At 73.0% G+C, this 20,325-nt stretch carries 24 protein-coding genes and 1 pseudogene; 16 read left to right on the top strand and 9 right to left on the bottom strand.

Going from position 1 to position 20,325, the window contains the following annotated elements:
- The first annotated feature begins 94 nt into the window (after positions 1 to 94).
- The 5 genes from ACIHAD_RS40345 to ACIHAD_RS40325 all read left to right on the top strand — a co-directional run bounded on the left by ACIHAD_RS40345 (position 95) and on the right by ACIHAD_RS40325 (position 6,231).
- Positions 95 to 1,645: an XRE family transcriptional regulator gene (locus ACIHAD_RS40345; RefSeq protein ID WP_397360064.1), complete on the top strand. Its 1,551-nt coding sequence runs from the start codon at positions 95 to 97 to the stop codon at positions 1,643 to 1,645.
- Entirely contained in the window at positions 1,642 to 2,130 is a 489-nt protein-coding gene (locus ACIHAD_RS40340; protein WP_364092278.1) for a GNAT family N-acetyltransferase, read from the top strand. The genes ACIHAD_RS40345 and ACIHAD_RS40340 overlap by 4 nt, the downstream gene beginning before the upstream one ends.
- A 282-nt stretch (positions 2,131 to 2,412) precedes the next feature.
- On the top strand, positions 2,413 to 3,783 hold the full coding sequence (locus ACIHAD_RS40335; protein ID WP_397360063.1) for a DMT family transporter: 1,371 nt from the start codon (positions 2,413 to 2,415) through the stop codon (positions 3,781 to 3,783).
- Between the two features lie 196 nt (positions 3,784 to 3,979).
- Positions 3,980 to 5,680, top strand: coding sequence for a tetratricopeptide repeat protein (locus tag ACIHAD_RS40330; protein WP_397360062.1), 1,701 nt, complete (start codon positions 3,980 to 3,982; stop codon positions 5,678 to 5,680).
- A 98-nt stretch (positions 5,681 to 5,778) separates the two neighbouring features.
- Positions 5,779 to 6,231 carry a hypothetical protein gene (locus ACIHAD_RS40325; protein WP_397360061.1) on the top strand — a complete coding sequence of 151 codons (453 nt, stop codon included), beginning with the start codon at positions 5,779 to 5,781 and terminating at the stop codon, positions 6,229 to 6,231.
- A 13-nt stretch (positions 6,232 to 6,244) separates the two neighbouring features.
- Here the strand turns inward: ACIHAD_RS40325 and ACIHAD_RS40320 are convergent, their stop codons facing one another.
- Entirely contained in the window at positions 6,245 to 7,264 is a 1,020-nt protein-coding gene (locus tag ACIHAD_RS40320; RefSeq protein WP_397360060.1) for an ABC transporter ATP-binding protein, read from the bottom strand.
- Positions 7,261 to 7,836 (bottom strand): ABC transporter permease, encoded by a 576-nt coding sequence (locus ACIHAD_RS40315; RefSeq protein ID WP_397360059.1) that lies wholly within the window; start codon positions 7,834 to 7,836, stop codon positions 7,261 to 7,263. The genes ACIHAD_RS40320 and ACIHAD_RS40315 overlap by 4 nt, the downstream gene beginning before the upstream one ends.
- 191 nt (positions 7,837 to 8,027) lie before the next feature.
- Here ACIHAD_RS40315 and ACIHAD_RS40310 point away from each other — a divergent pair, with 191 nt between their 5' ends.
- Positions 8,028 to 9,251 (top strand): pyridoxal phosphate-dependent aminotransferase, encoded by a 1,224-nt coding sequence (locus ACIHAD_RS40310; protein ID WP_397360058.1) that lies wholly within the window; start codon positions 8,028 to 8,030, stop codon positions 9,249 to 9,251.
- Positions 9,252 to 9,330: 79 nt separating this feature from the next.
- On the opposite strand, the gene ACIHAD_RS40305 is transcribed toward ACIHAD_RS40310, so the two are convergent.
- Complete coding sequence (locus tag ACIHAD_RS40305; RefSeq protein WP_397360057.1) at positions 9,331 to 10,338, bottom strand: zinc-binding dehydrogenase; 1,008 nt, start codon at positions 10,336 to 10,338, stop codon at positions 9,331 to 9,333.
- 81 nt (positions 10,339 to 10,419) lie between these two features.
- Between ACIHAD_RS40305 and ACIHAD_RS40300 the strand changes: the two genes are divergently transcribed.
- From ACIHAD_RS40300 to ACIHAD_RS40290, 3 genes are read left to right on the top strand one after another with little or no spacing between them, the layout of a single operon-like run.
- Complete coding sequence (locus tag ACIHAD_RS40300) at positions 10,420 to 11,046, top strand: TetR/AcrR family transcriptional regulator (protein WP_397360056.1); 627 nt, start codon at positions 10,420 to 10,422, stop codon at positions 11,044 to 11,046.
- Positions 11,047 to 11,061: 15 nt separating this feature from the next.
- Complete coding sequence (locus ACIHAD_RS40295) at positions 11,062 to 11,841, top strand: hypothetical protein (protein WP_397360055.1); 780 nt, start codon at positions 11,062 to 11,064, stop codon at positions 11,839 to 11,841.
- A 10-nt stretch (positions 11,842 to 11,851) separates the two neighbouring features.
- On the top strand, positions 11,852 to 12,316 hold the full coding sequence (locus ACIHAD_RS40290) for an MBL fold metallo-hydrolase (protein WP_397360054.1): 465 nt from the start codon (positions 11,852 to 11,854) through the stop codon (positions 12,314 to 12,316).
- A 5-nt stretch (positions 12,317 to 12,321) separates the two neighbouring features.
- Here ACIHAD_RS40290 and ACIHAD_RS40285 read toward each other — a convergent pair whose 3' ends face one another.
- Complete coding sequence (locus ACIHAD_RS40285; protein ID WP_397360053.1) at positions 12,322 to 12,561, bottom strand: hypothetical protein; 240 nt, start codon at positions 12,559 to 12,561, stop codon at positions 12,322 to 12,324.
- A 143-nt stretch (positions 12,562 to 12,704) separates the two neighbouring features.
- On the opposite strand from ACIHAD_RS40285, the gene ACIHAD_RS40280 reads away from it, so the two are divergent.
- The gene (locus tag ACIHAD_RS40280) at positions 12,705 to 13,052 is read left to right on the top strand and encodes a hypothetical protein (protein WP_397360052.1); all 348 of its coding nucleotides are present in this window, start codon (positions 12,705 to 12,707) and stop codon (positions 13,050 to 13,052) included.
- Between the two features lie 33 nt (positions 13,053 to 13,085).
- On the opposite strand, the gene ACIHAD_RS40275 is transcribed toward ACIHAD_RS40280, so the two are convergent.
- Positions 13,086 to 13,556, bottom strand: coding sequence for a TspO/MBR family protein (locus tag ACIHAD_RS40275; protein WP_397360051.1), 471 nt, complete (start codon positions 13,554 to 13,556; stop codon positions 13,086 to 13,088).
- Between the two features lie 82 nt (positions 13,557 to 13,638).
- Here ACIHAD_RS40275 and ACIHAD_RS40270 point away from each other — a divergent pair, with 82 nt between their 5' ends.
- Both ACIHAD_RS40270 and ACIHAD_RS40265 read left to right on the top strand, forming a co-directional pair.
- On the top strand, positions 13,639 to 14,028 hold the full coding sequence (locus ACIHAD_RS40270) for a hypothetical protein (RefSeq protein ID WP_397360050.1): 390 nt from the start codon (positions 13,639 to 13,641) through the stop codon (positions 14,026 to 14,028).
- A gap of 64 nt (positions 14,029 to 14,092) precedes the next feature.
- Positions 14,093 to 15,052, top strand: a complete 960-nt coding sequence (locus ACIHAD_RS40265) for an SDR family NAD(P)-dependent oxidoreductase (RefSeq protein ID WP_397360048.1) — start codon at positions 14,093 to 14,095, stop codon at positions 15,050 to 15,052.
- A 58-nt stretch (positions 15,053 to 15,110) separates the two neighbouring features.
- Here ACIHAD_RS40265 and ACIHAD_RS40260 read toward each other — a convergent pair whose 3' ends face one another.
- Positions 15,111 to 15,743 (bottom strand): DUF47 domain-containing protein, encoded by a 633-nt coding sequence (locus tag ACIHAD_RS40260; protein ID WP_397360047.1) that lies wholly within the window; start codon positions 15,741 to 15,743, stop codon positions 15,111 to 15,113.
- Complete coding sequence (locus ACIHAD_RS40255; protein ID WP_397360046.1) at positions 15,740 to 16,690, bottom strand: inorganic phosphate transporter; 951 nt, start codon at positions 16,688 to 16,690, stop codon at positions 15,740 to 15,742. The genes ACIHAD_RS40260 and ACIHAD_RS40255 overlap by 4 nt, the downstream gene beginning before the upstream one ends.
- Before the next feature lie 582 nt (positions 16,691 to 17,272).
- Between ACIHAD_RS40255 and ACIHAD_RS40250 the strand changes: the two are divergent.
- The 4 genes and pseudogenes from ACIHAD_RS40250 to purU form a co-directional block, all read left to right on the top strand.
- Positions 17,273 to 17,722: pseudogene (locus ACIHAD_RS40250) on the top strand (LysR substrate-binding domain-containing protein); the annotation flags it as partial.
- A gap of 1 nt (position 17,723) precedes the next feature.
- Positions 17,724 to 17,981 carry a hypothetical protein gene (locus ACIHAD_RS40245; RefSeq protein ID WP_397360127.1) on the top strand — a complete coding sequence of 86 codons (258 nt, stop codon included), beginning with the start codon at positions 17,724 to 17,726 and terminating at the stop codon, positions 17,979 to 17,981.
- Between the two features lie 88 nt (positions 17,982 to 18,069).
- Positions 18,070 to 18,303 carry a glycine cleavage T C-terminal barrel domain-containing protein gene (locus ACIHAD_RS40240; protein ID WP_397360126.1) on the top strand — a complete coding sequence of 78 codons (234 nt, stop codon included), beginning with the start codon at positions 18,070 to 18,072 and terminating at the stop codon, positions 18,301 to 18,303.
- Entirely contained in the window at positions 18,300 to 19,154 is an 855-nt protein-coding gene (gene purU / locus ACIHAD_RS40235; protein WP_397360045.1) for a formyltetrahydrofolate deformylase, read from the top strand. The genes ACIHAD_RS40240 and purU overlap by 4 nt, the downstream gene beginning before the upstream one ends.
- A 14-nt stretch (positions 19,155 to 19,168) precedes the next feature.
- On the opposite strand, the gene ACIHAD_RS40230 is transcribed toward purU, so the two are convergent.
- A complete protein-coding gene (locus ACIHAD_RS40230) occupies positions 19,169 to 19,519 on the bottom strand; it encodes a VOC family protein (protein ID WP_397360044.1) in 351 nt (116 codons plus the stop codon).
- A 14-nt stretch (positions 19,520 to 19,533) separates the two neighbouring features.
- Positions 19,534 to 20,316 (bottom strand): helix-turn-helix domain-containing protein, encoded by a 783-nt coding sequence (locus ACIHAD_RS40225; protein WP_397360043.1) that lies wholly within the window; start codon positions 20,314 to 20,316, stop codon positions 19,534 to 19,536.
- Positions 20,317 to 20,325 lie beyond the last annotated feature (9 nt).

The following is a 20,325-nucleotide window of genomic DNA, read 5'->3' as shown; positions in this document are numbered from 1 at the left end:
CACTGCTTCATAGTCGTCTCTAGGCGAAGAGCTACCTGAGGGCTACGCTGAGTCACCAGTCTTGACGGGTCGAGACATCGGGAGAGGGGCCGGGATGTCCGGCAGGCAGCACAGGGAAACGGAGATCGCCCGGCGGATCAGGGCCAAGGGCCTTGCCACCGGACGCACCTCCGCCCAGATAGCTGAAGAGATCCACGAGGCGTGCTCACCACTGTTCAGCACGACCCGCATCAAGGCGCACCGCCTGTCCTACGGCATCGCGCTCGCGGACGTGATCGAACAGGTGCGTGCGTTGTTCGAGCGCGACGCCAAGGCGCCGCCGGGCATCGGCGAGACGTTGCTGTCGGCGTACGAGAGCGGGCTCAAGCGCCCGGGCCCCGAATACCTGCACTACCTGTGCTCGGTCTACCGGGTGGAGCCCATCGAGCTCGGCTTCGACGGGCCCTGCATCTGCGGCCACGGTCACCGGATGCCCGGCACGCTCAGCGAGCTCACCGCGCGCATGGGGTCGGCGTCGCTCCCCCGCGACCTGGTGCTGCAACCGATGGTCACCGAGGCCGCCGCCCAGGAGGACGAGAACATCCTGCGGCGCACGTTGTTAAACCTGCTCGACACCGACGTCTCGTTCAAGCAGCAGTTCGACGGGCCGATGCTGGGGGCGTGCGAGGGCATCCGGCGGCGGATGGACCAGACGCTGGTCTCGGCCACCGTGTCCGGCGGGATGCTCGACCAGTGGGAGGAGGCGACGCTCGCCTTCGGCCGCCAGTACACGACGACCCCCCCGCTGCGGCTGCTGTGCGACGTGCTGCTGGAGCTGAGCGCGGTCCGTACGGCGCTGTCCCAGCGGCAGCCGATCGACCTCCAGGACCGGCTGTGCCGCATGGCCGCGCAACTGGCCGGCCTGAGCGGCATGGTGATGATCAATCTCGGTGACCACCGGCTGGCCCGGTCGTTCTTCCGTACCGGTCGCATCGCCGCCGACGAGACCGGCGACCGGGCGCTGCGGGCGTGGATCACGGCCAGGGAGTCGCTCGTCCCCCTCTACTACGGCGACGCCCGCGAGGCACTCAACCTCGCCAAGAAGAGCCGCGACCTGGCGGGCACCGTGCCGTGCGTGGCCCAGGCGATGGCGCCGGTCGTCGAGGCGCGGGCCCTGGCCATGCTCTCGGGCACCGACAGCAAGAAGGAGGTCGTCGACCAGGCCAAGCGCGCGCTGGCGCGGGCCAGGAGCGCCTTCTCGCACATGAAGAGCGAGGAGCAGGAGGACATGGCCTTCGGCTACACCGAGAAACAGCTCTACTTCTACCAGGGCGACGTGCTCACCAAGCTCGGCCAGACCATCGAGGCCGAGGTGGTGCTCGACCAGGCGCTCGGCAAGTACGAGGACCACGTCCTCGACCAGACCCTGATCAGGCTCGACCAGGCCCAGTGCCGCCTCCTGGAGGGTGACGTCGACGAAGCCCTTCACATCGGTACGAAAGCTTTGAGCGCCTTGGGGGATGAATACCTTACGGACCTCATCATCCGCCCGGCGCTCGCTCTGGAGCAGGCGATCATGAAAAAGGTCGACAAACATCACATGCTGGCCGACTTCAGCGCTCAGCTGCGCCGAAGGTCGGCCCAGAAGGAAGGGAGCGGTGGATGACGTTGAAGATCCGGCGGTACCGCTGGTCCGATCTCGACACCATCCTCGCGCTGCACCGGATCTGCCTCGCCGAGGTGGGCCTCCAACCCGGCGACGGCGTCTACTACGACGACGACTTCCCCCGCATCCAGGAGATCTACCTGGCCTGCGGAGGTGACTTCATCGTCGGCGAGACCGGCTCACGGGTGGTCGCCATGGGCGGCCTGAAGCCCGTCGACCGGGAGACCGCCGAGGTGTGCAGGCTCAGAGTGCATCCCGAGTTCCAGCGGCGCGGCTACGGCGGCGCCATGCTCTCGGCGCTCGAAGACCGCGCCCTGGAGCTCGGCTTCAGCAGCCTGCGCGGCGACACCACGCTCAACCAGGGCGCGGCCCTCGCGCTGTACGCCCGTCAGGGCTGGCGCGAGCTCTCCCGCTGCCAGGTGGGCGACCTCGTCGTCATCTACGGCGAGAAACGGCTGGCGCGCGCGCCGGCCATGGAGCTCTAGCTCCGAGACGTCGGGGTCCGACGCTTCCGGACCCGACGGCACGCCCCATCCCCTCCCGGGGCCCTGGCTCGTTCTCCTTTTCCGCCCCCGCAGGGCTCCTGCGAGCTTTACGCTCAGGCGTGACCACACCGCCTCGCGGCGCTCGCGGAGAGTGACGGCCCGGGGTGCGGCATCGGTTCGCTCGCACGGTCCGCGTACGCGCCGGTACACCGTGCGAATGGTGAGAACCTCTGCCTTACTAGGCAGTAACCGCAGGAAAGAACCGTTTTCGCCGACGCCGGTATGGATGTTTCGGGCCTGCGAGTGAGGCTCTTAACTCCAAGTGGAACAGGAGCCTCACCGGCTTCGTCCCGTGCTCTGGTGTATGCGTTCAGTAGTGGCATGCTCTGCTCCATGGCAGGCGTGCCCGCTCCGCGACCCCTCTTGGGAGCCGTGCTTCTGTTGTTCGTCAGCGCCGCTTGGGGGTCGGCGTTCCCGCTGATGAAGGATCTGATTCTCCGGTTACCTGTTGAGGACCTGCTCGCCGAGCGGTACCTCGTGGCGGCGGTGACGCTGCTGCTCATCCGGCCACGCTGCCTTCGGGGGCTGTCGCGCGGGACGTGGGTCAACGGGCTCGTGCTGGGGCTGCTGTTCGGCGTCGGACAGACCGCCCAGGCGCTCGCGCTGCACAGCCTGCCTTCGGCGGTGTCGGGGTTCGCCGTGGGGTGCAGCGTGGTGATCACGCCCGTGCTGGCCCTGGTGATGTTCAGGAGCCGGGCGCCGCGGCGGGTGTGGGCGGGGGTGGTGCTCGCCATGGCGGGGATGACCGTGTTCACGCTGCTGCGCGGGGTCGAGGACCACGAGGTCTCGCTGCTCGCGCTCGGCGTCACGCTCACGGCCGCGGCGCTCTACTCCGGCCACACGCTCATGCTCGCCGAGCTGTCCAAGAAGGGCGAGCGGTTCCACGCGTACGCGCTGACCACGATCCAGCTCTTCACGATCGGGATCCTCACCGGGGGCTTCGCGTTGCGCGACGGGATCACGCTGCCGTCCACCCTGCCCGACTGGGCGATCCTGGCGCATCTGGCCGTGGTGTCGTGCGCCCTCGGGTTCCTGGCCCGCTCGTACGGGCAGAAGCACGTGCCGGCGGTGCCGAGCGCGATCATGATGTCCTCGCAGCCCCTCTGGGTGGCCGCCATCGCGGTGATCTGGTTCCACGAGCAGGTGGGCTGGAGCATGGTGATGGGCGGCGGGCTGATGGCCGCGGCGATGTTGCTGGCGCTGCCGGAGAGGGCCGTCAAGGGAAAAGAGGACCGTCCGGGCAGGCGCGACCTGCTGGCGGTCTCCCGCCGTGCCGCCCTGGTGCTGGCCGACCTGCGGATCAAGCGTGAGGACCGGCTGCGTTTCGAGCCGGGGCCGGCGCCGTTCATCGCCAGGAGCGCGTGCGGGGACGTCGAGGCGTGCCCGTGGAACGCGCACGCGCTCAAGGGCGGCGGGGAGCCGAGCCTGGAGCGGCTGATCGAGCGGGCGACCGCGATCGTGCGCGCCAAGAAGCTGCCGGGGCCCGGCTGCTGCCAGTCCGTCACGCTGGTCGGGCGGTGCCTGTGCGCGTTGATGGAGGAGTCGGAACAGACGCGGGTCGCGGCGGTCGAGCATTGGTTCCGGTCTCAATAGGCTGCGGGACGCACACAAATGCCAGGTACTTCTTATGCGCTAAACCGCCACTAATCCACCATAAATCTTGATATCCGGTTGGGTGTCCGAATAATGGGAAATCACACCCAGCGGAGAGGCACGTCATGAAGCGCATCGTCGTCCGGAAGCCAGGCACCGCGAGGCTCGCAGGGACCGCAGGCGTCATTCACAAGGGGTGACCGGGGACAGGCCCCACCTCAGCGTCCAGGGCGGGCCACCTGCCCGATGGGGGGCCGTACGGCTGCTGATGCCGGTCATAGACGCGCATCGCCGGCCACGCGGCCCCTACACCGTGGGCGCCGCCCTGCTGCGCCACCTGGTGCCGGACGCCCCGCCCGAGCTGGTCGGGGCGTACGACATCGAGATCCGGGCGGCCGCGCCCGAACTGGCCGGACGGGTGCCCGCCCGGCGGACGACCATCGACGCGGGGCTGCCCGACGAGGAACGCATCCTGGTGCCGGCGCCCCGCCGGACGCTGAGGCTGGCCAACGGGATCGCCGAGTTCGTCCGGGGGGCCGTGCGGCCGGGCGCGACGCTCGCGGTGTGCAACGGCGCGCACGCCGACCCGACCGACACCGAGCTCCTGGACGTCCTGACCCGGCGCGTCCCGCCCGGCACGCTCACCGTCATGGTCTACGCCGACGGGCCCGAGCCGCCCCCCGACGAACGCGATGCCGACGAGCTGTGGCCCCTGGTGGACCGTTGCATGCGCGAGGGCTTCCTGCACGCCGCCGCCGAACTCGGAGAGCGCGGCCTGACCCGTACGGAGCCGGGGGAGGCCCGGTGGTGGCGCTTCGCCCAGCGCACCGCCACCGCGCTCGGCGGGCTCGGCCACGTCCGGGAGGCGCGGGCGTTGTGGGACCGGGCACGCGCGGCCAGCCAGGACCCGGTCGTGCACGCCGCCGCCGCGTACGGGACGGCCATGCTCGACGCCCGCCACCCCGACCCGGCGCGGCGCGACCTGGGCCGGGCCCGGCGCTGGATCAACGAGGCCATCGCCATCGCGGGGCTGCTGCCCGACCCCCTGGAACGGGCCTTCAAGCTCGGCTTCGACCGCAACGGCCTGGCGCTGATCGAGCTGCGGCACGGACGCCCGGAAGCCGCGCTGTCGCTGGTGGAGTCGGCCATCGAGCTGGCCGCCGAGCTGGGCGACCGGCACCCCGTGCACCGGATGGTGCTGCTGGCCAACCGGGCCCAGCTCCTGGCCGCGCTCGGCCACGCCAAGGAGGCCCTGGAGGACTACACCGCCGCCATCGCCATCGACCCGGCCTTCCCCGACACCTACCTGGAACGCGGGAACCTGCTGTTCGGGCTGGGACAGACCGAGGAGGCGCTGGCCGACTACGAACGGGCCATGCGGGCCGGGCCGCCGCTGCCGGAGGCGTACTACAACCGGGCGGAGCTGCGTACCGTGCGGGGGGACGTGGAGGGGGCGCTCGCGGACCTGGGCACGGTGATCGAGCTCGACCCCGCCTACCTGGACGCCTACGTCAACCGCGCCGGGCTGCTGGCGGCGGCGGACCGGGACGAGGAGGCCAGGGCCGACGTCACGGCCGGGCTCGCCCGCGCGCCGGAGAACCCGCACCTGCTCACCGTGCTCGGCCAGCTGGAGACGACGGCGGGCCGCTTCGAGGAGGCCGCGGCGGCGCTCGACCTGGCCCTGGAGCGCGCCCCCGAGCTGGCCGCCGCCTGGGGGAACCGGGGCGTGCTGCGCTACGCCACGGGCGACGCCGAAGGCGCGGTCGCGGACCTGACCCGGGCCGTCGAGCTGGACCGGCAGCCCGACCTGTACGCCAACCGCGCCGTCGCCCTGCGCGCCCTGGGTAGGACCGCCGAGGCCGAGGCCGACGAGCTCCGCGCGGCCCGTTCCTCGTGACAGCGGCCCGTTCCTCCTGAGGGCGGCCTGTTCCGCCTGACGGCGGCCCGTCCCACCTGGCAGCGGCCCGTGTCTCCTGAGGGTGGGACGATTAATGCATGACGGGGCGTATTGGGCGAGCTGCGGGGGTGTGCGGGGCGCTGGGGGTGTTGTGGTGGGCCACCGCCCGGCTGGCGTGGGCGGGCGTCGGCTGCGCCGACTGGGACTGCCTGGCCCCGGCCCTCGGCGCCCTCCTGGCGATCAGCCTGGTCATGCTCGCCGGCGCCGCGTACGTGCTGGAGCGCGTGGACGTGCGGCCCGCGCGCCGGGCGGCGCTGGTGGCCGCCGGGGCGGCGGTGGCGTTCTGGGCCACCGGGAAGCTGCTGCCGTGGTGGCCGTCCACCGCCGCGCACGCCGTGGGCGCCGCGGCCGTCTTCGCCGGGGCGGGAGCCGTCGCGGCGTTCGTGACCGGGCCGGGGCTGGCGTTGCGGTGGCGGGTGCTGATCGCGCTGGTCCTGGCGGGCCTGCCGTGCGGCGTGTTCGCCGTGCTCTGGTTCGGGCTCGGCGGTTGACGGCCGGAATCGGTCAGGCGGGGAACACCTGGACGTGGTCGGCGGCGACCCGCAGGCGTACCTCGTCCCCGGGTGACAGGCCCGCGGCGGCCCTGGACGGCACGTCGGCGAAGATCACCGAAGGGCCCGCCTGGGCGTACACGCGGGTGGTCGCGCCCAGGAACACCGTCACGTCGACGACCGCCCGCGCCCCCGGGCCGTCCTTGGCCAGCTCGACGTCCTCGGGGCGGAACATGCACAGGACGCGGGGCGCGGGCGCCTCGACGTCGAACGCGCCGCTCGCGGTCACGCGGCCGTCCACCGCGTCGAGTTCGAGGGTGTTGCGGTTGCCGACGAAGCCGGCGGCGAAGCGGGTGGAGGGGGCGGTGTAGATCTCGGCGGGCGGCCCGCACTGCTCGATGTCGCCGGCGTTCATCACCGCGACCCGGTCGGAGATCGCCAGGGCCTCGGCCTGGTCGTGGGTGACGAAGACGGTGGTGATGCCGGCCTGGTGCTGGATGCGGCGGACCTCGTCGCGCAGGCGGTGGCGTACCTGGGCGTCCAGGGCGGACAGGGGCTCGTCCAGCAGCAGCACCTCGGGGCGGGGGGAGAGCGCGCGGGCCAGGGCGACGCGCTGCTGCCGGCCGCCGGAGAGCTGGCTGGGCAGGCGGTCGCCGAGGTGGTCGAGGCCGACGAGGTCGAGCATCTCGTCCACACGGGCCCGGACCTCCTCCTCAGGCCGCTTCCTGACGGTCAGGGGGAAGGCGACGTTGCCGCGTACGGTGAGGTTCGGGAACAGCGCGTACGACTGGAAGACCATGCCGATGGGCCGCTTGCGCACCGGCACGCCGGCCATGTCGGCGCCGCCGATCGTCAGCCGCCCGCCGTCGAACCCGGTCAGGCCCGCGATGCAGCGCAGCAGCGTGGTCTTGCCGCAGCCCGACGGGCCGAGCAGGGCCAGCAGCTCACCCTGCTCGACGCTGACGCTCACGCCGTTGAGCGCGGTGTGGCCGGCGTAGCGCTTGGTGATGCGGTCGAGTACGACGTGGCTCATGGAGTGGTGCCCTTCTGGACCGGAGCGGTGGCCATGGACGCGCACACCCGGCCGCGGCCGAGCCAGACGACCAGCGCGGACAGCGTGAACAGCAGGCCGAAGGTGAAGATGGTGACGACGGCCAGCGCGTTGGGGTCGCCGAGCGTACGGGAGACGAAATGCCTGGCCGACCAGAGCGGCAGCGTCTCGTAGCTGACGCCGGTGAGGATCTTGGCGAGCGCGAACTCGTTCATGGCGGTCGCGATGACCAGCAGCGCGCCGGAGACCAGGCCGCCGCGGATCGCCGGCAGGACCACCCTGACCAGCGTGCGGACGGGCCCGGCGCCGCAGGTGGCGGCGGCCTCGCTGAGCCGTACGGCCCCCGCCGCCAGCAGCGAGCTCTCCACCGCCCGGTACATGAACGGGAACGCGATCGCCGCGGTCGCGGCGGCCAGCAGCCAGAACGTGCCGAACAGCTCGGGCGCGACCGACTTGGTGACGAGCTGCAGCCCCGCCCCGACGACCACCCACGGGATGGCGAACGGGATCACCGAGATCGTCTGGACGATCGACCCGATGCGCGGGTTGTGCACGACCGACCAGTAGGTCCAGCCGCTGGACCTGTCGATGCAGGGCCCGGACCACTACGACGGCCCGGCCGTCCGCACCCTGGCCTGACCGCCGCCGGCACCTCCGTGCCGCCCCTTGACACCCGCGTCCTCCGGGGAGGACCGTGGGTGTCCCAAGGTGTTCCGTAAACGGAACGAGGCATGGAGGTGCAGTCATGCGGCCCAACTCCCGGTTCGCGCAGGTGCAGCCGTTCGACATCGACAAGGTGGCGTCCGCCGCCGGGGCCGACCCCGACGTCCTGCGCCTGGAGAACCTGGACACCGACGTCCCGCCCCCGCCGTCCGCCGTGGCCGCCACCAGGCGGTCCCTGGAGGAGGGGACGGGCAACAGCTGGCTGCCGTTCACCGGGCTGCCGGTGTTGTGCCAGGCGATCGCCGCCGAGCTGCGGGCGCGTACCGGGCTCGACTACGACCCGTTGCGGCAGGTGTGCGTCACCTCGGGCGGCACGTCGGCGGTGATGCCCGTGCTGCTGGCCACGACCGAGCCGGGCGAGCCCGTGGTGCTCACCGACCCCACCTACGCCGGCCTGCTCCAGCGGGTGCGGCTGTCGGGCGCGCGCCCGCACCTGGTGCCGCTGCGGGTGCAGGACGGGCGCTGGCGGCTGGACCGCGAGGCCCTCGCCCAGGTGCCCGCGGCGGCGGCGTTGCTGCTGATGAGCCCGTCGATGCCGTCGGGCGTGGTCTTCGACCGGGAGGACTGGGAGGCGGTCGCGCGGCTCTGCGAGCGTACGGGCGCGTACCTGATCTACGACGCCGCCATGGAGCGCATCGTCTTCGACGGCCACCCGCGGATCAACCCCTGCCAGGTGGACGGCCTGGCCGAGCGCACGATCATCATCGGCTCGATGTCCAAGGAGTACCGGATGATCGGCTGGCGGATCGGCTGGGTCGCGGGCCCGGCCGACATCATGTCCCGGATCATGGTCGCGACCATCTACAACACCACCGTGGCCAGCGGCTACCACCAGTACGGCGCCGCCGCCGCGCTCACCGACCCGGCGGGCGCGGGGGTGGCGGAGGCGGCGGCCGAGTACCAGGCCCGCCACGACACCGTGCTCGCGCAGCTCGACGGGCTGCCGGTGGTCCGGGCGGGCGGCGGCTGGTCCGTCCTGGTGGACGCCGGGGCCATGGGGCTGACCGCCGACGACCTGTCGGCCCGCCTGATGGAACGCGGGCGGGTCGCGGCCACCCCCATGACGGCCTGGGGCGAGAGCGTCGCCCCCCGGTACGTCCGCCTCGTCTACAGCGCCGAGCCGGTCAAGCGGCTGTCGGAGCTGCGCGCCCGCTTCGAGGCGGCGCTGGGATGCCGCTCGATCGCCCATTTGCTGGCGAAGTGGGCGATGCCGGTGTCCCGCTCGGCGCCGCCGACCGAGCTGTAGACCAGGTGCGCCACGCCCAGCTCCGCGGCCAGGGCGCGGGCGGCGTCCGAGGCCGGGTCCCTGACCAGGCGCGGACCGTCTAGCCGCGCTCCAGCAGCGTCCGGGCCACCGCGCCGCCCTGGTTGCCGGTGGCGCCGGTGACCAGGACCGTCCTGGCGCGGGCGGGCAGCAGCAGCGACTTCCCGGTGACCGCGCGGGCCTCGACGGCGGCGTGCGCCTCGGCCGCCGACTCCAGCGGGAGCACGTTGCCGACCGTGGGACGCAGCCGGCCGGCGGCGGCCAGCTCCAGGGCCTCGCGGGCCAGCTCGCGCGGGTCCGCTCCTGGCCAGGCGACGGCGGTCACGCGGGGGGCGGGGGTGGTCATCGGGCCGCCCGCCATGCCGTACACGCTGAGGCGGCCGCCGTCCTTCAGCAGGTCCTGGGCCTGGGCGCCGATCTCGCCGCCCACGCCGTCGAAGACGACGTCGAGGCCGCCGGTCGCGGCGCGTACCTCGTCGGCCCAGCCCGGGGCGGTGTAGTCGACCGTCAGCTCGGCGCCGAGCCGCGCGGCCAGGTCGCGCTTCCCGGCGCTGCCCGCCGCGCCGACCACGCGCGCCCCCGCGGCGCGGGCGAGCTGCACCAGCAGGCTGCCCACCCCGCCGCCGGCGGCCTCCACCAGCACCCATTCGCCGGGGCGCGGGGCGGCGGCGCGGGCCAGCCCCACGGCGGTGCGCCCGTCGGCCAGCAGCGCGACGGCGTCCCGCGCCGACAGCCCGGCGGGCACCGGGATCAGGTCCCCGGCGGCGGCCACCGCCAGCTCGGCGTAGCCGCCGTACCCGCCGAGCGTGGTGACCACCAGGGAGCCGGTCAGCGCCGCGTCCACGCCCTCGCCCACCGCCAGCACGGTGCCCGCCACCCCGTTGCCCAGGATCGCGGGCAGTTCGGCCGCGCGCGGCCCCCGGCCGGCGCGCACCTGCGTCTCCAGGAACGTGATGCCCGCGACCGCCACCTCGACCAGCACCTGACCCGGCCCCGCAACGGGGTCGGGCACCTCCTCCACGACGAGCGCCCCCGGGCCGCCGACCTCCCGCAGAACCACCGCACGCATGACCGGCCTCCTTTGTCGGAGCGCTTCGCTCCGAAAAGAACCGTATATCGGAGCGCAGCGCTCCGCAATATTCTGTACGGCATGGCAGGACGCGGCAGGCAGGCCGAGGCGGCGCGGAACGATCTGCGGCTGCTCCAGGCGGCTCACGAGGTGTTCACGACCCAGGGTTTCGACGCGCCGGTCTCGGCCATCGCCAGACAGGCGGGCGTGGGCATGGGCAGCCTCTACCGCCGCTACCGCACCAAGGAGGAGCTGCTCCAGCGGCTCTGCCTGATCGCCATGGAACGCGTGGTCGCCGCCCTGGAGTCGGCCCTGGCCGAGCCCGACCCGTGGACCGGGCTGGAGGCGTACGTGCGGGCCTGCGTGGAGGGCCGCTCCGGCGCGCTGGCCCCGGTCGCGGGCACGATCGAGGTCACCGACGAGATGTGGCGCACCTCCCGCAGGGCCTCCGAGCTGGCCGGCACGCTCATCGCCAGGGCCCGCGAGGCCGGCGCGCTGCGGCCCGACGTCACCACGCTGGACGTGTCGCTGCTCATCGAGCAGTTCAGCCGCCCGGCCCCCGGCCCGCCGAGCGAGGAGCACGAGCGGGTCAAGCAGCGCCTGCTGGCCGTCGCGCTCGACGGCCTGCGCGCCCCCGGCACGACCCCGCTGCCCGGCGAGCCACCGAGCGTGGAGTGGTACGAAGGGCGCTGGCGCACCCCCACGTAGGTCTACGGTGGGACGGTGGCCTTCAATGACCTGCTGAAAGACCTCGCCCACAGCGCCGGAGCGCAGGCCGCGGGCATCAGGCGCGGCTACGGCGGCCCGCCCGCCCGCACGATGAGCGTGCGCTCGGGCCCGGCCCGGCTGCGCTGCGCCTCGCTGCTCAAGCCCCTCTACGCCTGGGTGGCCGCCGACCACATCGACGACGCCGAGCGCTGGCGCCGCCACGCCGAGCCCGCCGTGGTCCTCTCCTCGAACGCCGACACGCTGAGCCTCTGGTTGTCCATCGGCCCCCGCGTCCTGCTGGAGGACCTCTACCGGCGCACCGGCGTGCGGTGGGCCCAGCCGGGCGGCGACCCGTCGCGCTTCGGCTCGGTCGAGGTGTCGGCCGACGAGGTCGCCGCCGCCTACACCGTGTTCGCGCAGGCCGCGGCGGCGGGCGACCCGGTGGCGGCCACCGTCCTCGACTGGATGCGGCAGGTGGCGGGGGAGCAGACGTTCGGCGCCCGCGAGGCGCTCGGCTCGCCCGACGCCGGGATCAAGTGCGGCTGGTACGGCGCCCCCGACGAGACCTGCCTGCGCACCCACGCCGTCGCCGTCCTGCCGCGCGGCGGCACCCGGGCCACCGTGGTCGTGGCGATGACCGCGCTGCCCTACACCGGTGAGCGCGACCGCGAGGCGTACCACGCCCGCATCGCCCAGGGGCTGCCGGTCGAGTCCGTGCACGAGGGCCTGGCCGGGTCGCTGCTGCGCGGTCTCATGTCCACCACGCTGGCCGAGCTGGGTCACCGGCCCCGCTAGAGTCGGGATCATGCGGATCACAGTGCTGGCCCTCGACAGGCGCGGCATGCTGGCCGGCAGCTTCGAGCTGCACGACCTGGAGCCCGGCGTGCCGCGCGAGATCGGCCCGTTCCGGCTCGACGCCTTCTCGCTGCCCCACCACGTGCCCAACGCCGGGCTGCGGCTGAGCGCGGGCGGCCGGGCGATCGCCTACACGGGCGACACCGGCCCGTCCGCGGACCTCGTCACGCTGGCCGCCGACGCCGACCTGCTGGTGGCCGAGGCCACCCACCCCGAGCAGGTGCCCGACGAGGACGCCCCCTACCTGTCCAGCGCCCTCGACGCGGGCCGCACCGCCGCGGCGGCGGGGGCCGCCCGGCTGCTGCTCACCCACCTGTGGCCCGGCACCCGGCCCGAGCCGGCGCTCGCGGCGGCGGCCAGGTCCTACACGGGCGACCTCGCGGTGGCCACGGCGGGCCGCACGACCGAGGTGTAGCGGTTTCAGCCTGGCGGGGCGGTGCGCAGGGCGGCCACCACGTCGGCGAGCTCCGGCGGCTCGACGCCGTACGGCATCTCCTCGGCCCGGGTGTGGCCGCGGTAGACGCCGAGTTCCTCCTCGGTGAGCGCGGCCGGCACGACCCACGGGCGCGTCTCGTCGAACGTGGCCAGGAAGAACGGCTCGGTCTTCACGTAACGGTCGAGGCAGACGACGCGCGCGGCGGGACGTTGGCTACTGCCCATTTGGACCCCCCTTTTCCCTCCATGGCGCCCATCGGAAAGACGCTGTTCACGCACTCACCTGACGCTGGAGATCCTTCAGCCGGATCATCCCAGCACTCGGCGAGGAGTACGTCCATGCATCGACGGCGCATCCTGCCCGCCCCATGGCCGCCACCTCCAGCGGCCCCGGCTGGTCCACGATCGCCACCGGCGTCCGGCACGACCTGCACGGCGTCAAGGACAACACCCTCGCAGGCAAGCACTACGACCAGTACCCCGACTTCCTGACCAGGCTGGAGAACGTCAACGCCGGCTCCTCCACCTACGCCGCGCTCGACGTCGCCGGGCACGGCGGGTCCTCGACCGAGGAGCGCCGCACGTTCGTCCTGGCCTCCGGGCCCGGTGTCGCCGCCGGGGCGCGGCCGGCCGGCACGCGTCTGCTGGACGTGCTGCGGCCTTCACCCGGCTGCGGCTGGCCGTACCGGGCGGTGGACGACCTGCGGGTCTCGTGACCGCGCGGGCGGAAGCCCCGTCCCGGCTTCCGGTCAGGGGTTGCGGGCGGCGATGGAGGCGTTGAGCGCGGTGGCGAAGGCCGTCCAGCCGACGTAGGGCAGCAGGGCCAGCCCGGCGCGGCGGTCGGCGCGCAGGAAACGGCGCAGGAGCACGAGGTTGGCCGCGTCGAGCGCCACGATGTCGGCCAGGGCCAGGCGGGGGGAGCGGGCGCCGAAGAACAGCGGCGTCCAGGCGGCGTTGAGCGTGAGGTTGGCGCCCAGGGCGCGGGCCAGGCCGGCCCGGTCGTCGCCCGAGGTCAGGGCGCGGGCGCCGGCGTAGGCGATCAGGGCGTAGACCGGGGTCCAGACCAGGCCGAACGCCTGCGCGGGCGGCTGCCAGCGCGGCTTGCGCAGCCGGCGGTACCAGGCCGAGCCGGAGGAGGTGGCCAGGCTGCCGAGCGTGGCCGTGGCGGTGACCGCGGCCGTGGTGGCGAGGAGGTTACGGGCGAACGGGCGCATCTGCATGGGCCTGCCCCTACCCGCCAGGGCCGCCGCATGCCCTAGGCGCCCTCCGGCTCCTCGGGCCGACGGCGCCCACACCTGCTTCGTGCCGCCCGAGCACACCGAGCAGGCCCGCGGCGTCCTCGGCGCCGACCGGCTGCTGGTGCCCGAGCAGGCCGTGGTGCTGGAGACCGACCCGGTCATGGCCCGCGAGATCGCCCGCGCCCACCTGGCCTACTACCTGACCCTGCCCAACTACCTGGGCGACCTGCGCGCCCTCGGCTTCACCGACGACGACTTCGCGGGCGGCGGCAGCGACCGGCTGGCCGACGCCATCGTGGCCTGGGGCGACGAGGAGCAGGTCGCCGGGCGGCTGCGGGCCCACCTCGACGCGGGGGCCGACCACGTGGCCGTCCAGCCGCTCGCGACGGGCGCCCCCGACCTCGACGACGCGCTGAGGCAGCTCCAGCGCTTGGCCCCGGCCCTCGGCCTCTGATTCGAGGGGCGGCCCGGCGGGTCGGTTTGACTTAGAGCGCACTCCACTTCGTAACGTCGGTCCCATGACAACGCCTCAGCACAAGATCGGTTCGGGTTTCGGCGCCAGAAGCACGGCGGACGAGGTGCTCAAGGGCATCGACCTCACCGGCCGGACCGCGCTGGTCACCGGCGGCTACTCCGGCCTCGGCCTGCAGACCACGCGCGCGCTCAGCAGGGCCGGGGCCCATGTCATCGTCCCGGCCAGGCGTCCCGGCGCGGCCGAGGAGGCCCTGGCCGGGATCGACCGCGTCGAGGTGGGCGAGCTCGACCTCGGCGACCTCGACAGCGTGCGCCGCTTCGCCGACGGGTTCCTGGCCACCGGCCGCGACCTGCACATCGTGATCGACAACGCCGGCATCATGGCCTGCCCCGAGACGCGGGTCGGCCCCGGCTGGGAGGCCCAGTTCGCCACCAACCACCTCGGCCACTACGCCCTGGTCAACCGCCTGTGGCCCGCGATCGAGCGCGGCGGCGGCCGGGTCGTGGCCGTCTCCTCCGCCGGCCACCGGCGCTCCGGCATCCGCTGGGACGACGTGATGTTCGAGCACGGCTACGACAAGTGGCAGGCGTACGGCCAGGCGAAGACGGCCAACGTGCTGTTCGCCGTGCACCTCGACGCCCTGGCCAAGAACGCGGGGGTGCGCGCGTTCGCGGTGCATCCCGGCGGCATCCTCACCCCGCTCCAGCGCCACCTGACCAAGCGGGAGATGGTCGAGGCGGGCTGGATCGACGAGCAGGGCAACCAGCTCAACACCAGCTTCAAGACGCCGGAGCAGGGCGCGGCCACCCAGGTGTGGGCGGCGACCTCGCCGCAGCTCGACGACATGGGCGGCGTCTACTGCGAAGACTGCGACATCGCCGAGCAGGCCGGCGGCTCGGGGGGCGGCGTGCACTCCTACGCGACCGACCCCGAGCAGGCCGCCCGCCTGTGGCGGCTGTCGGCCGAGCTGACCGGCGTCGACGCCTTCGCCGGGCGGGCCTGAGAAGGGCGGGCCTGAGAAGGGCGGGCCTGAGAAGGGCGGCCTCCCGCGGGGCTGACGGTCAGCGTTTCATGGCGCCGTCGGCGATGGCGTCCGCCGCATCGCCGATGGCCATGCCCACGATCTCCAGGCGGCGCACCAGTTCACGCTGCTTGAGGGCGTCGGAGGTGACCTCGGCCGAGAAGATCCGGGAGATCTCGTACTGGTACATGCGCCGGATCGCGCCGCCGGCCTTCTTGGCCTCCAGGGCGTCCTGCACCACCGCCGAGGGCCGGGAGGCCAGGCCGCGTACGGCGCTCTCCAGGGCGTCGATGCCCACGATGACCTGGTCGAGCAGCGGCGTGAAGCGGATCTGGTCGGGCACCCGGTACAGGTGCGACTCGCGCACGAAGTCCCGCAGCGAGTCCAGCACGTCGTCGATCGAGCGCGACAGGCGGAACAGGTCCTCGGGGTCGATGGGCGTGACGAGGGCCGTCTTGAGCTCCTCGACCAGGCGGGCGCGCTCCTCGTCGCCCAGGTGCTCGATCGCGCGCATCTGCTCGTGCGCGCCGGTCCTGCCGACCTCGCCGCCGATCATGGCCATCGCCAGCCAAGCCCCTTGCTTGGTGGCCTTGAGCTGGCCGAGCAGGGCGCCGGTGAGCGCGCCGTCCATGCGTCCGGTCATGAGGTCCCGGATCCGGCGCCATCGCTTCACCACGTCCCCCTCAGCCCGTTCAGGACGAACGCCGCGGTCGCGGCCAGCAGCGCGCTCAGCGGGAGCGTCAGCAGCCAGGCCACGACGATCTTGACGGCGGCGTACCAGCGGACCCGGCCGCCGCCCTGCGCGACCCCGGCGCCGACCAGCCCGCCGGCCACGGCCTGGGTCATGCTCACGGGCATACCCAGGGCGGCGCAGGCGATCACGGCGGTGCCCGCGGCCAGTTCGGCGGCGACGCCGTGCGCGGGGCGGGAGACGATGATCTCGCGGCTCAGCGTACGGCCCGCCCTGGGCAGCCCGTACAGCGCGCCGAGCCCGAACAGCACCGCCACCAGCGAGGTGCAGGCCACGGGCGCGCCCTGGAAACCGAGCGCGATCATGAAGACGGCCAGCATCTTCTGGCCGTCGTTGGCCGCGTAGGCGAGCGTCTGGAGCAGGAACCCGGCCCAGTGCCAGCGGGCCAGGCCGGGCGCGTCGGTCACCCGTACGAGCAGCCGGATGAGCAGCCACGACAGCAGCGCCCCCGCGAACGGCGCGGCCAGCCCGAAGGCCAGCACGAGCACCACCGAGCCGCCCGACACCGGCAGCCCCCACCCCAGCCCCGCCCCAGTGAGCCCGCCCACCACGGCCAGCGTGAGGCTGGTCGGCCGTCCCCTGGCGCTGAGCGTGAACACCACGGCCAGCGCGCAGAGCACGCCCACGGTCATCGCGGCCTGGCCGCCGGGTGCGTGGAAGGACGCCAGCCGGTTCACGAACGTCAGCGCCACTTGGTGCGTGACCAGCGGGACCACCGTGACGAGCAGCACCAGCGCGAGGATGCCGACGGCCGGCCGGATCACCGGCAGCTTGAGCCCGGTCGCCAGCAGCGCCCCGCCGTCGTTGATCCCGGACACGACGGCGAACAGCCCCGCGACCCCGATCAGTACGACGGTCTCCAACGGCACGTGCCCCATCCCAGTCGGCGCTGCTCAGCACGGACAAGCCCGAGTCCCTTATGGCCCTCATAGGGGAAAGGCGGCTGTCCCATGCGGCGCCACCCCGGATAGCGTCCGTAATGCCCGATAGCTACCCAAGATCGAGTGGATTGATGGACGAAGAACTCATTCTGGTGATTCCCGGGCCCGCATGTACGTCGAAGCGGGTCAAGGACGCCCTGCTTCGCGGCGACCTCTGCCACCGCGAGCCCGAGTTCACGGAGTTGCTGTTCAGGATCCGCGAGGCCCTGCCCCGGTGCCTGAACCTCGGCGGCACGCACGAGGCGCTGCTGGTCACCGGGTCGGGAACCGCGGCCATGGAGATGGCGGTCATCAGCTCCGTCCGCGCGGGACGTGGCGTGCTCGTCGTGAACAACGGCGTTTACGGCGACCGGATGATCAAGATCGCGAAGGCGCACGGCATCCCGTTCCACGAGGTCAGGAGCGACTGGACGGTCCCGCCCGACCCCGAGGCCGTCCGGGCGGCGCTGGCCGGGCGCGACGACGTGGACGCCGTGGTGCTGGAGTACGCCCGGCGCGGCGCAGCTCGTCAGCGAGCCGATCCTGGAGGACCGGCTCGTCGTCATCACCCAGCCGGGCCACCGGCTCTCCAGCAGGGGCCGCGCCGAGCCCGCCGACCTGACCGGCGAGTTCTTCCTCATCCGCGAGCCCGGCTCCTCCACCCGCGAGCTGCAGGAACAGGCGCTGGAGACGTGGGGGCTCGAAGAGGCCGGCCGCAGCGAGATCCGGGGCCCCGAGACGATCAAACAGGCGGTCGCCGCGGGGCTCGGCGTGTCGCTGGTGTCCGAGCACTGCGTCGAGCAGGAGCTCGCCGACGGACGGCTGGCGGCCCTTGAGGTGCTGCCCGCGCCCAGGCCCCGCCCCATCGTGCTGGTCCACCGCCGCGACCGGTTGCTGGGCCCCGCCGAACAGGCGTTCATCGCCATGCTGCGCAACGTCCGCAGCTGGCCGGGGATCAATCGCTTGAGGAGCATCTCTTGACATCCCTACCGGCTCGGCCCAGACCACGAGGGACTTCGACCACATCTCCAAGGGCGTCGGCGACCGGCGGGCGGTCCTGGCGGACGTCACCGGCGCGTACGCCGTCCTCGGCGTGATGGGCCCGTCGTCCGGGGAGATCCTGCAGTCGGTGTCGAAGTCGGACTTCTCGGCCTTCGACTTCGGCACGTCCCGCCTGGTCGACCTCGGCTACGCCACCGTACGCGCCACCCGCGTCACGTACGTGGGCGAGCTGGGCTGAAGAGCGGCGGCTACCGGGGAGCGCGGCACGCCCTGGAGACGCCGTCGCGCAGGGTAGTCTCGATCGTGCTGGACGACCCCGCCGCACACTGTGGGGCGGCGAGTCCCTGCTGTCCGAAGGCGTCCCGGTGGGCTACGTCATCTCGGCGGCCCACAGCCCCACGCTCGGCAGGTCCGTGGCGCTGGGCCTCGTCACCGAGGTCTCGCCGGAAGGCGGCCTCACGCTGGAGAAGGTGGAGGTCGATGTGGCCGGCGACCTGTACTCTGCCCAGATCAGCCTCAAGGCGCCCTACGATCCCACGTCCGCGAGAGTGAAGGCATGAGCAGCCACGCCGAGTACATCCTGACCCTGTCCTGCCCCGACCGCCCCGGCGTGGTGGCCGCCGTCTCCGGCCTCCTGGCCGGGCGCGGATGCAACATCATCGAGAGCCAGCAGTTCGGCGACCGGGTCGCCCAGCGCTTCTTCATGCGCGTGCAGTTCTCCGGCCCGCTCGGCGAGGACGAGCTGGGCGCCGCCTTCGCCGCCCTCGCCCCCGACTTCGCCATGGAGTTCAGGCTGCGCGAGGTGGCCAGGAAGCCGCGCGTGCTGATCATGGTCAGCCGGTTCGACCACTGCCTCAACGACCTGCTCTACCGGGTCAGGTCGAAGACGCTCGACATCGAGATCGTCGCGGTCGCCTCCAACCACCCCGACCTGCGCCCGCTCACCCAGTCCTACGGCATCGACTACCACCACCTGCCGATCACCCCCGAGACCAAGCCGAGGCAGGAGGCCGAGGTGCTGTCGCTGGTCGAGCACTACCAGGTCGACCTGGTGGTGCTGGCCCGCTACATGCAGGTGCTGTCGGAGGACCTGTGCGAGAAGCTGGCCGGGCGGGCGATCAACATCCACCACTCGTTCCTGCCGTCGTTCAAGGGCGCCAAGCCCTACCACCAGGCCCACAACCGGGGCGTCAAGCTCATCGGCGCGACGGCCCACTACGTGACCTCCGACCTCGACGAGGGGCCGATCATCGAGCAGGAGGTCGCCCGGGTCAACCACAGCCACTCGCCCGAAGACCTCGTGCGCATCGGCCGTGACGTGGAGTGCGTGGCGCTGGCCCGCGCGGTCCAGTGGCACGCCGAGCAGCGCGTCCTGCTCGACGGCCACAAGACGGTCGTCTTCCCCCGCTGACCTCTTCCGATGGGTTACGGGCGGTAGGTCCCGAAGAACCAGGAGTTGCCTTCGGGATCCTTGCAGGCGTACTCGCGCGAGCCGTACGGCTGGTCGGTGAGCTCCATGGTGATCACGGCCCCCGCGGCCCTGGCGTGATCGTGATGGGCGTCGACGTCGTCGACCGCGATGTAGACGCCGGGCCCGCCCGGCTTCCCCCGGCCGATCATGATCAGGTCGTCCTCGACGAACAGCTCGGCGTGCTCGACGGCTCCGGAGGCGTCCTTCGACGACTCGTGCACCCGGAACCCGAACGCCCCGGTCAGGAAGTCGAGCGCCGCCTGCGGGTCCTCGTAACGGGCCAGTGCGTAGACAGTGCGTTTCATGGCTCCAGCATCCGTCACGGGACGCCGGCGGGTCTTGGACGAATCTGACCGGGCGTGGTGCCGCCGAGCGCCCGGAACTCCCGGTTGAGGTGGGCCTGGTCGTAGAAGCCGCACTCGGCCGCGACCGCGGCGATCGGCCTGCCGGAGCGCAGCAGCCGCGCGGCCCGGCCGAACCTGATCACCCGGGCCGCCGCCTTCGGGGCCAGCCCGACCTGGTCGTGGAAGCGCGCCACCAGATGCCGGTGACTCCAGCCCAGCGACGCGGCCAGCGACGACACCCCGAGCCGTCCGCCCGACTCCAGCAGCCGCGCCCACGCCCACGGCAGCTCGGGGCCCACCTCGGGCCCGGCGAGGATGCGTTCGGTCAGCAGCCGGTCGGTCAGCGCCAGCCGCTCCCGCCACGACGGCGTCGCGGCCAGCCGGTCGAGCAGCTCCCCGGCCCACGGCCCGAGGACGGCCTCCACCGGGACCACCCGGTTGGCCAGGTGCCGCATCGGCAGCCCGTGCAACCGCCGCGCCCCGAACGGCGTGAGCACCACCTGCACGCCCTCGCACGGCCCGGTGACCCGGGTGGGCGCGAACCTGTCGGCGAGCCCGCCCGCGAACGCCCTGACCTGCTCCCCGTACGCCTCCATCGGCCCGCCGACGCCCAGGATGAGCACCGCCCCGGGCATGGCGGCCTCGGCACGCGTCACAGGCGCGGGGTAGTGCTCGCTGTAGGCGCACAACCGGGTGACGTACGGCCGCAGCGCAACGCCGGGGGCGGCCTCGACCATGGCCGGCCCCGGCGTGCTCATGCCGCCGAC

The sequence above is a fragment of the Nonomuraea sp. NPDC052265 genome (assembly GCF_044547985.1).
In the GTDB taxonomy this organism is placed as follows: domain Bacteria; phylum Actinomycetota; class Actinomycetes; order Streptosporangiales; family Streptosporangiaceae; genus Nonomuraea.
Note: the sequence above shows the minus strand (reverse complement) of the source record. Positions and strands in the feature narration are given on the sequence as shown.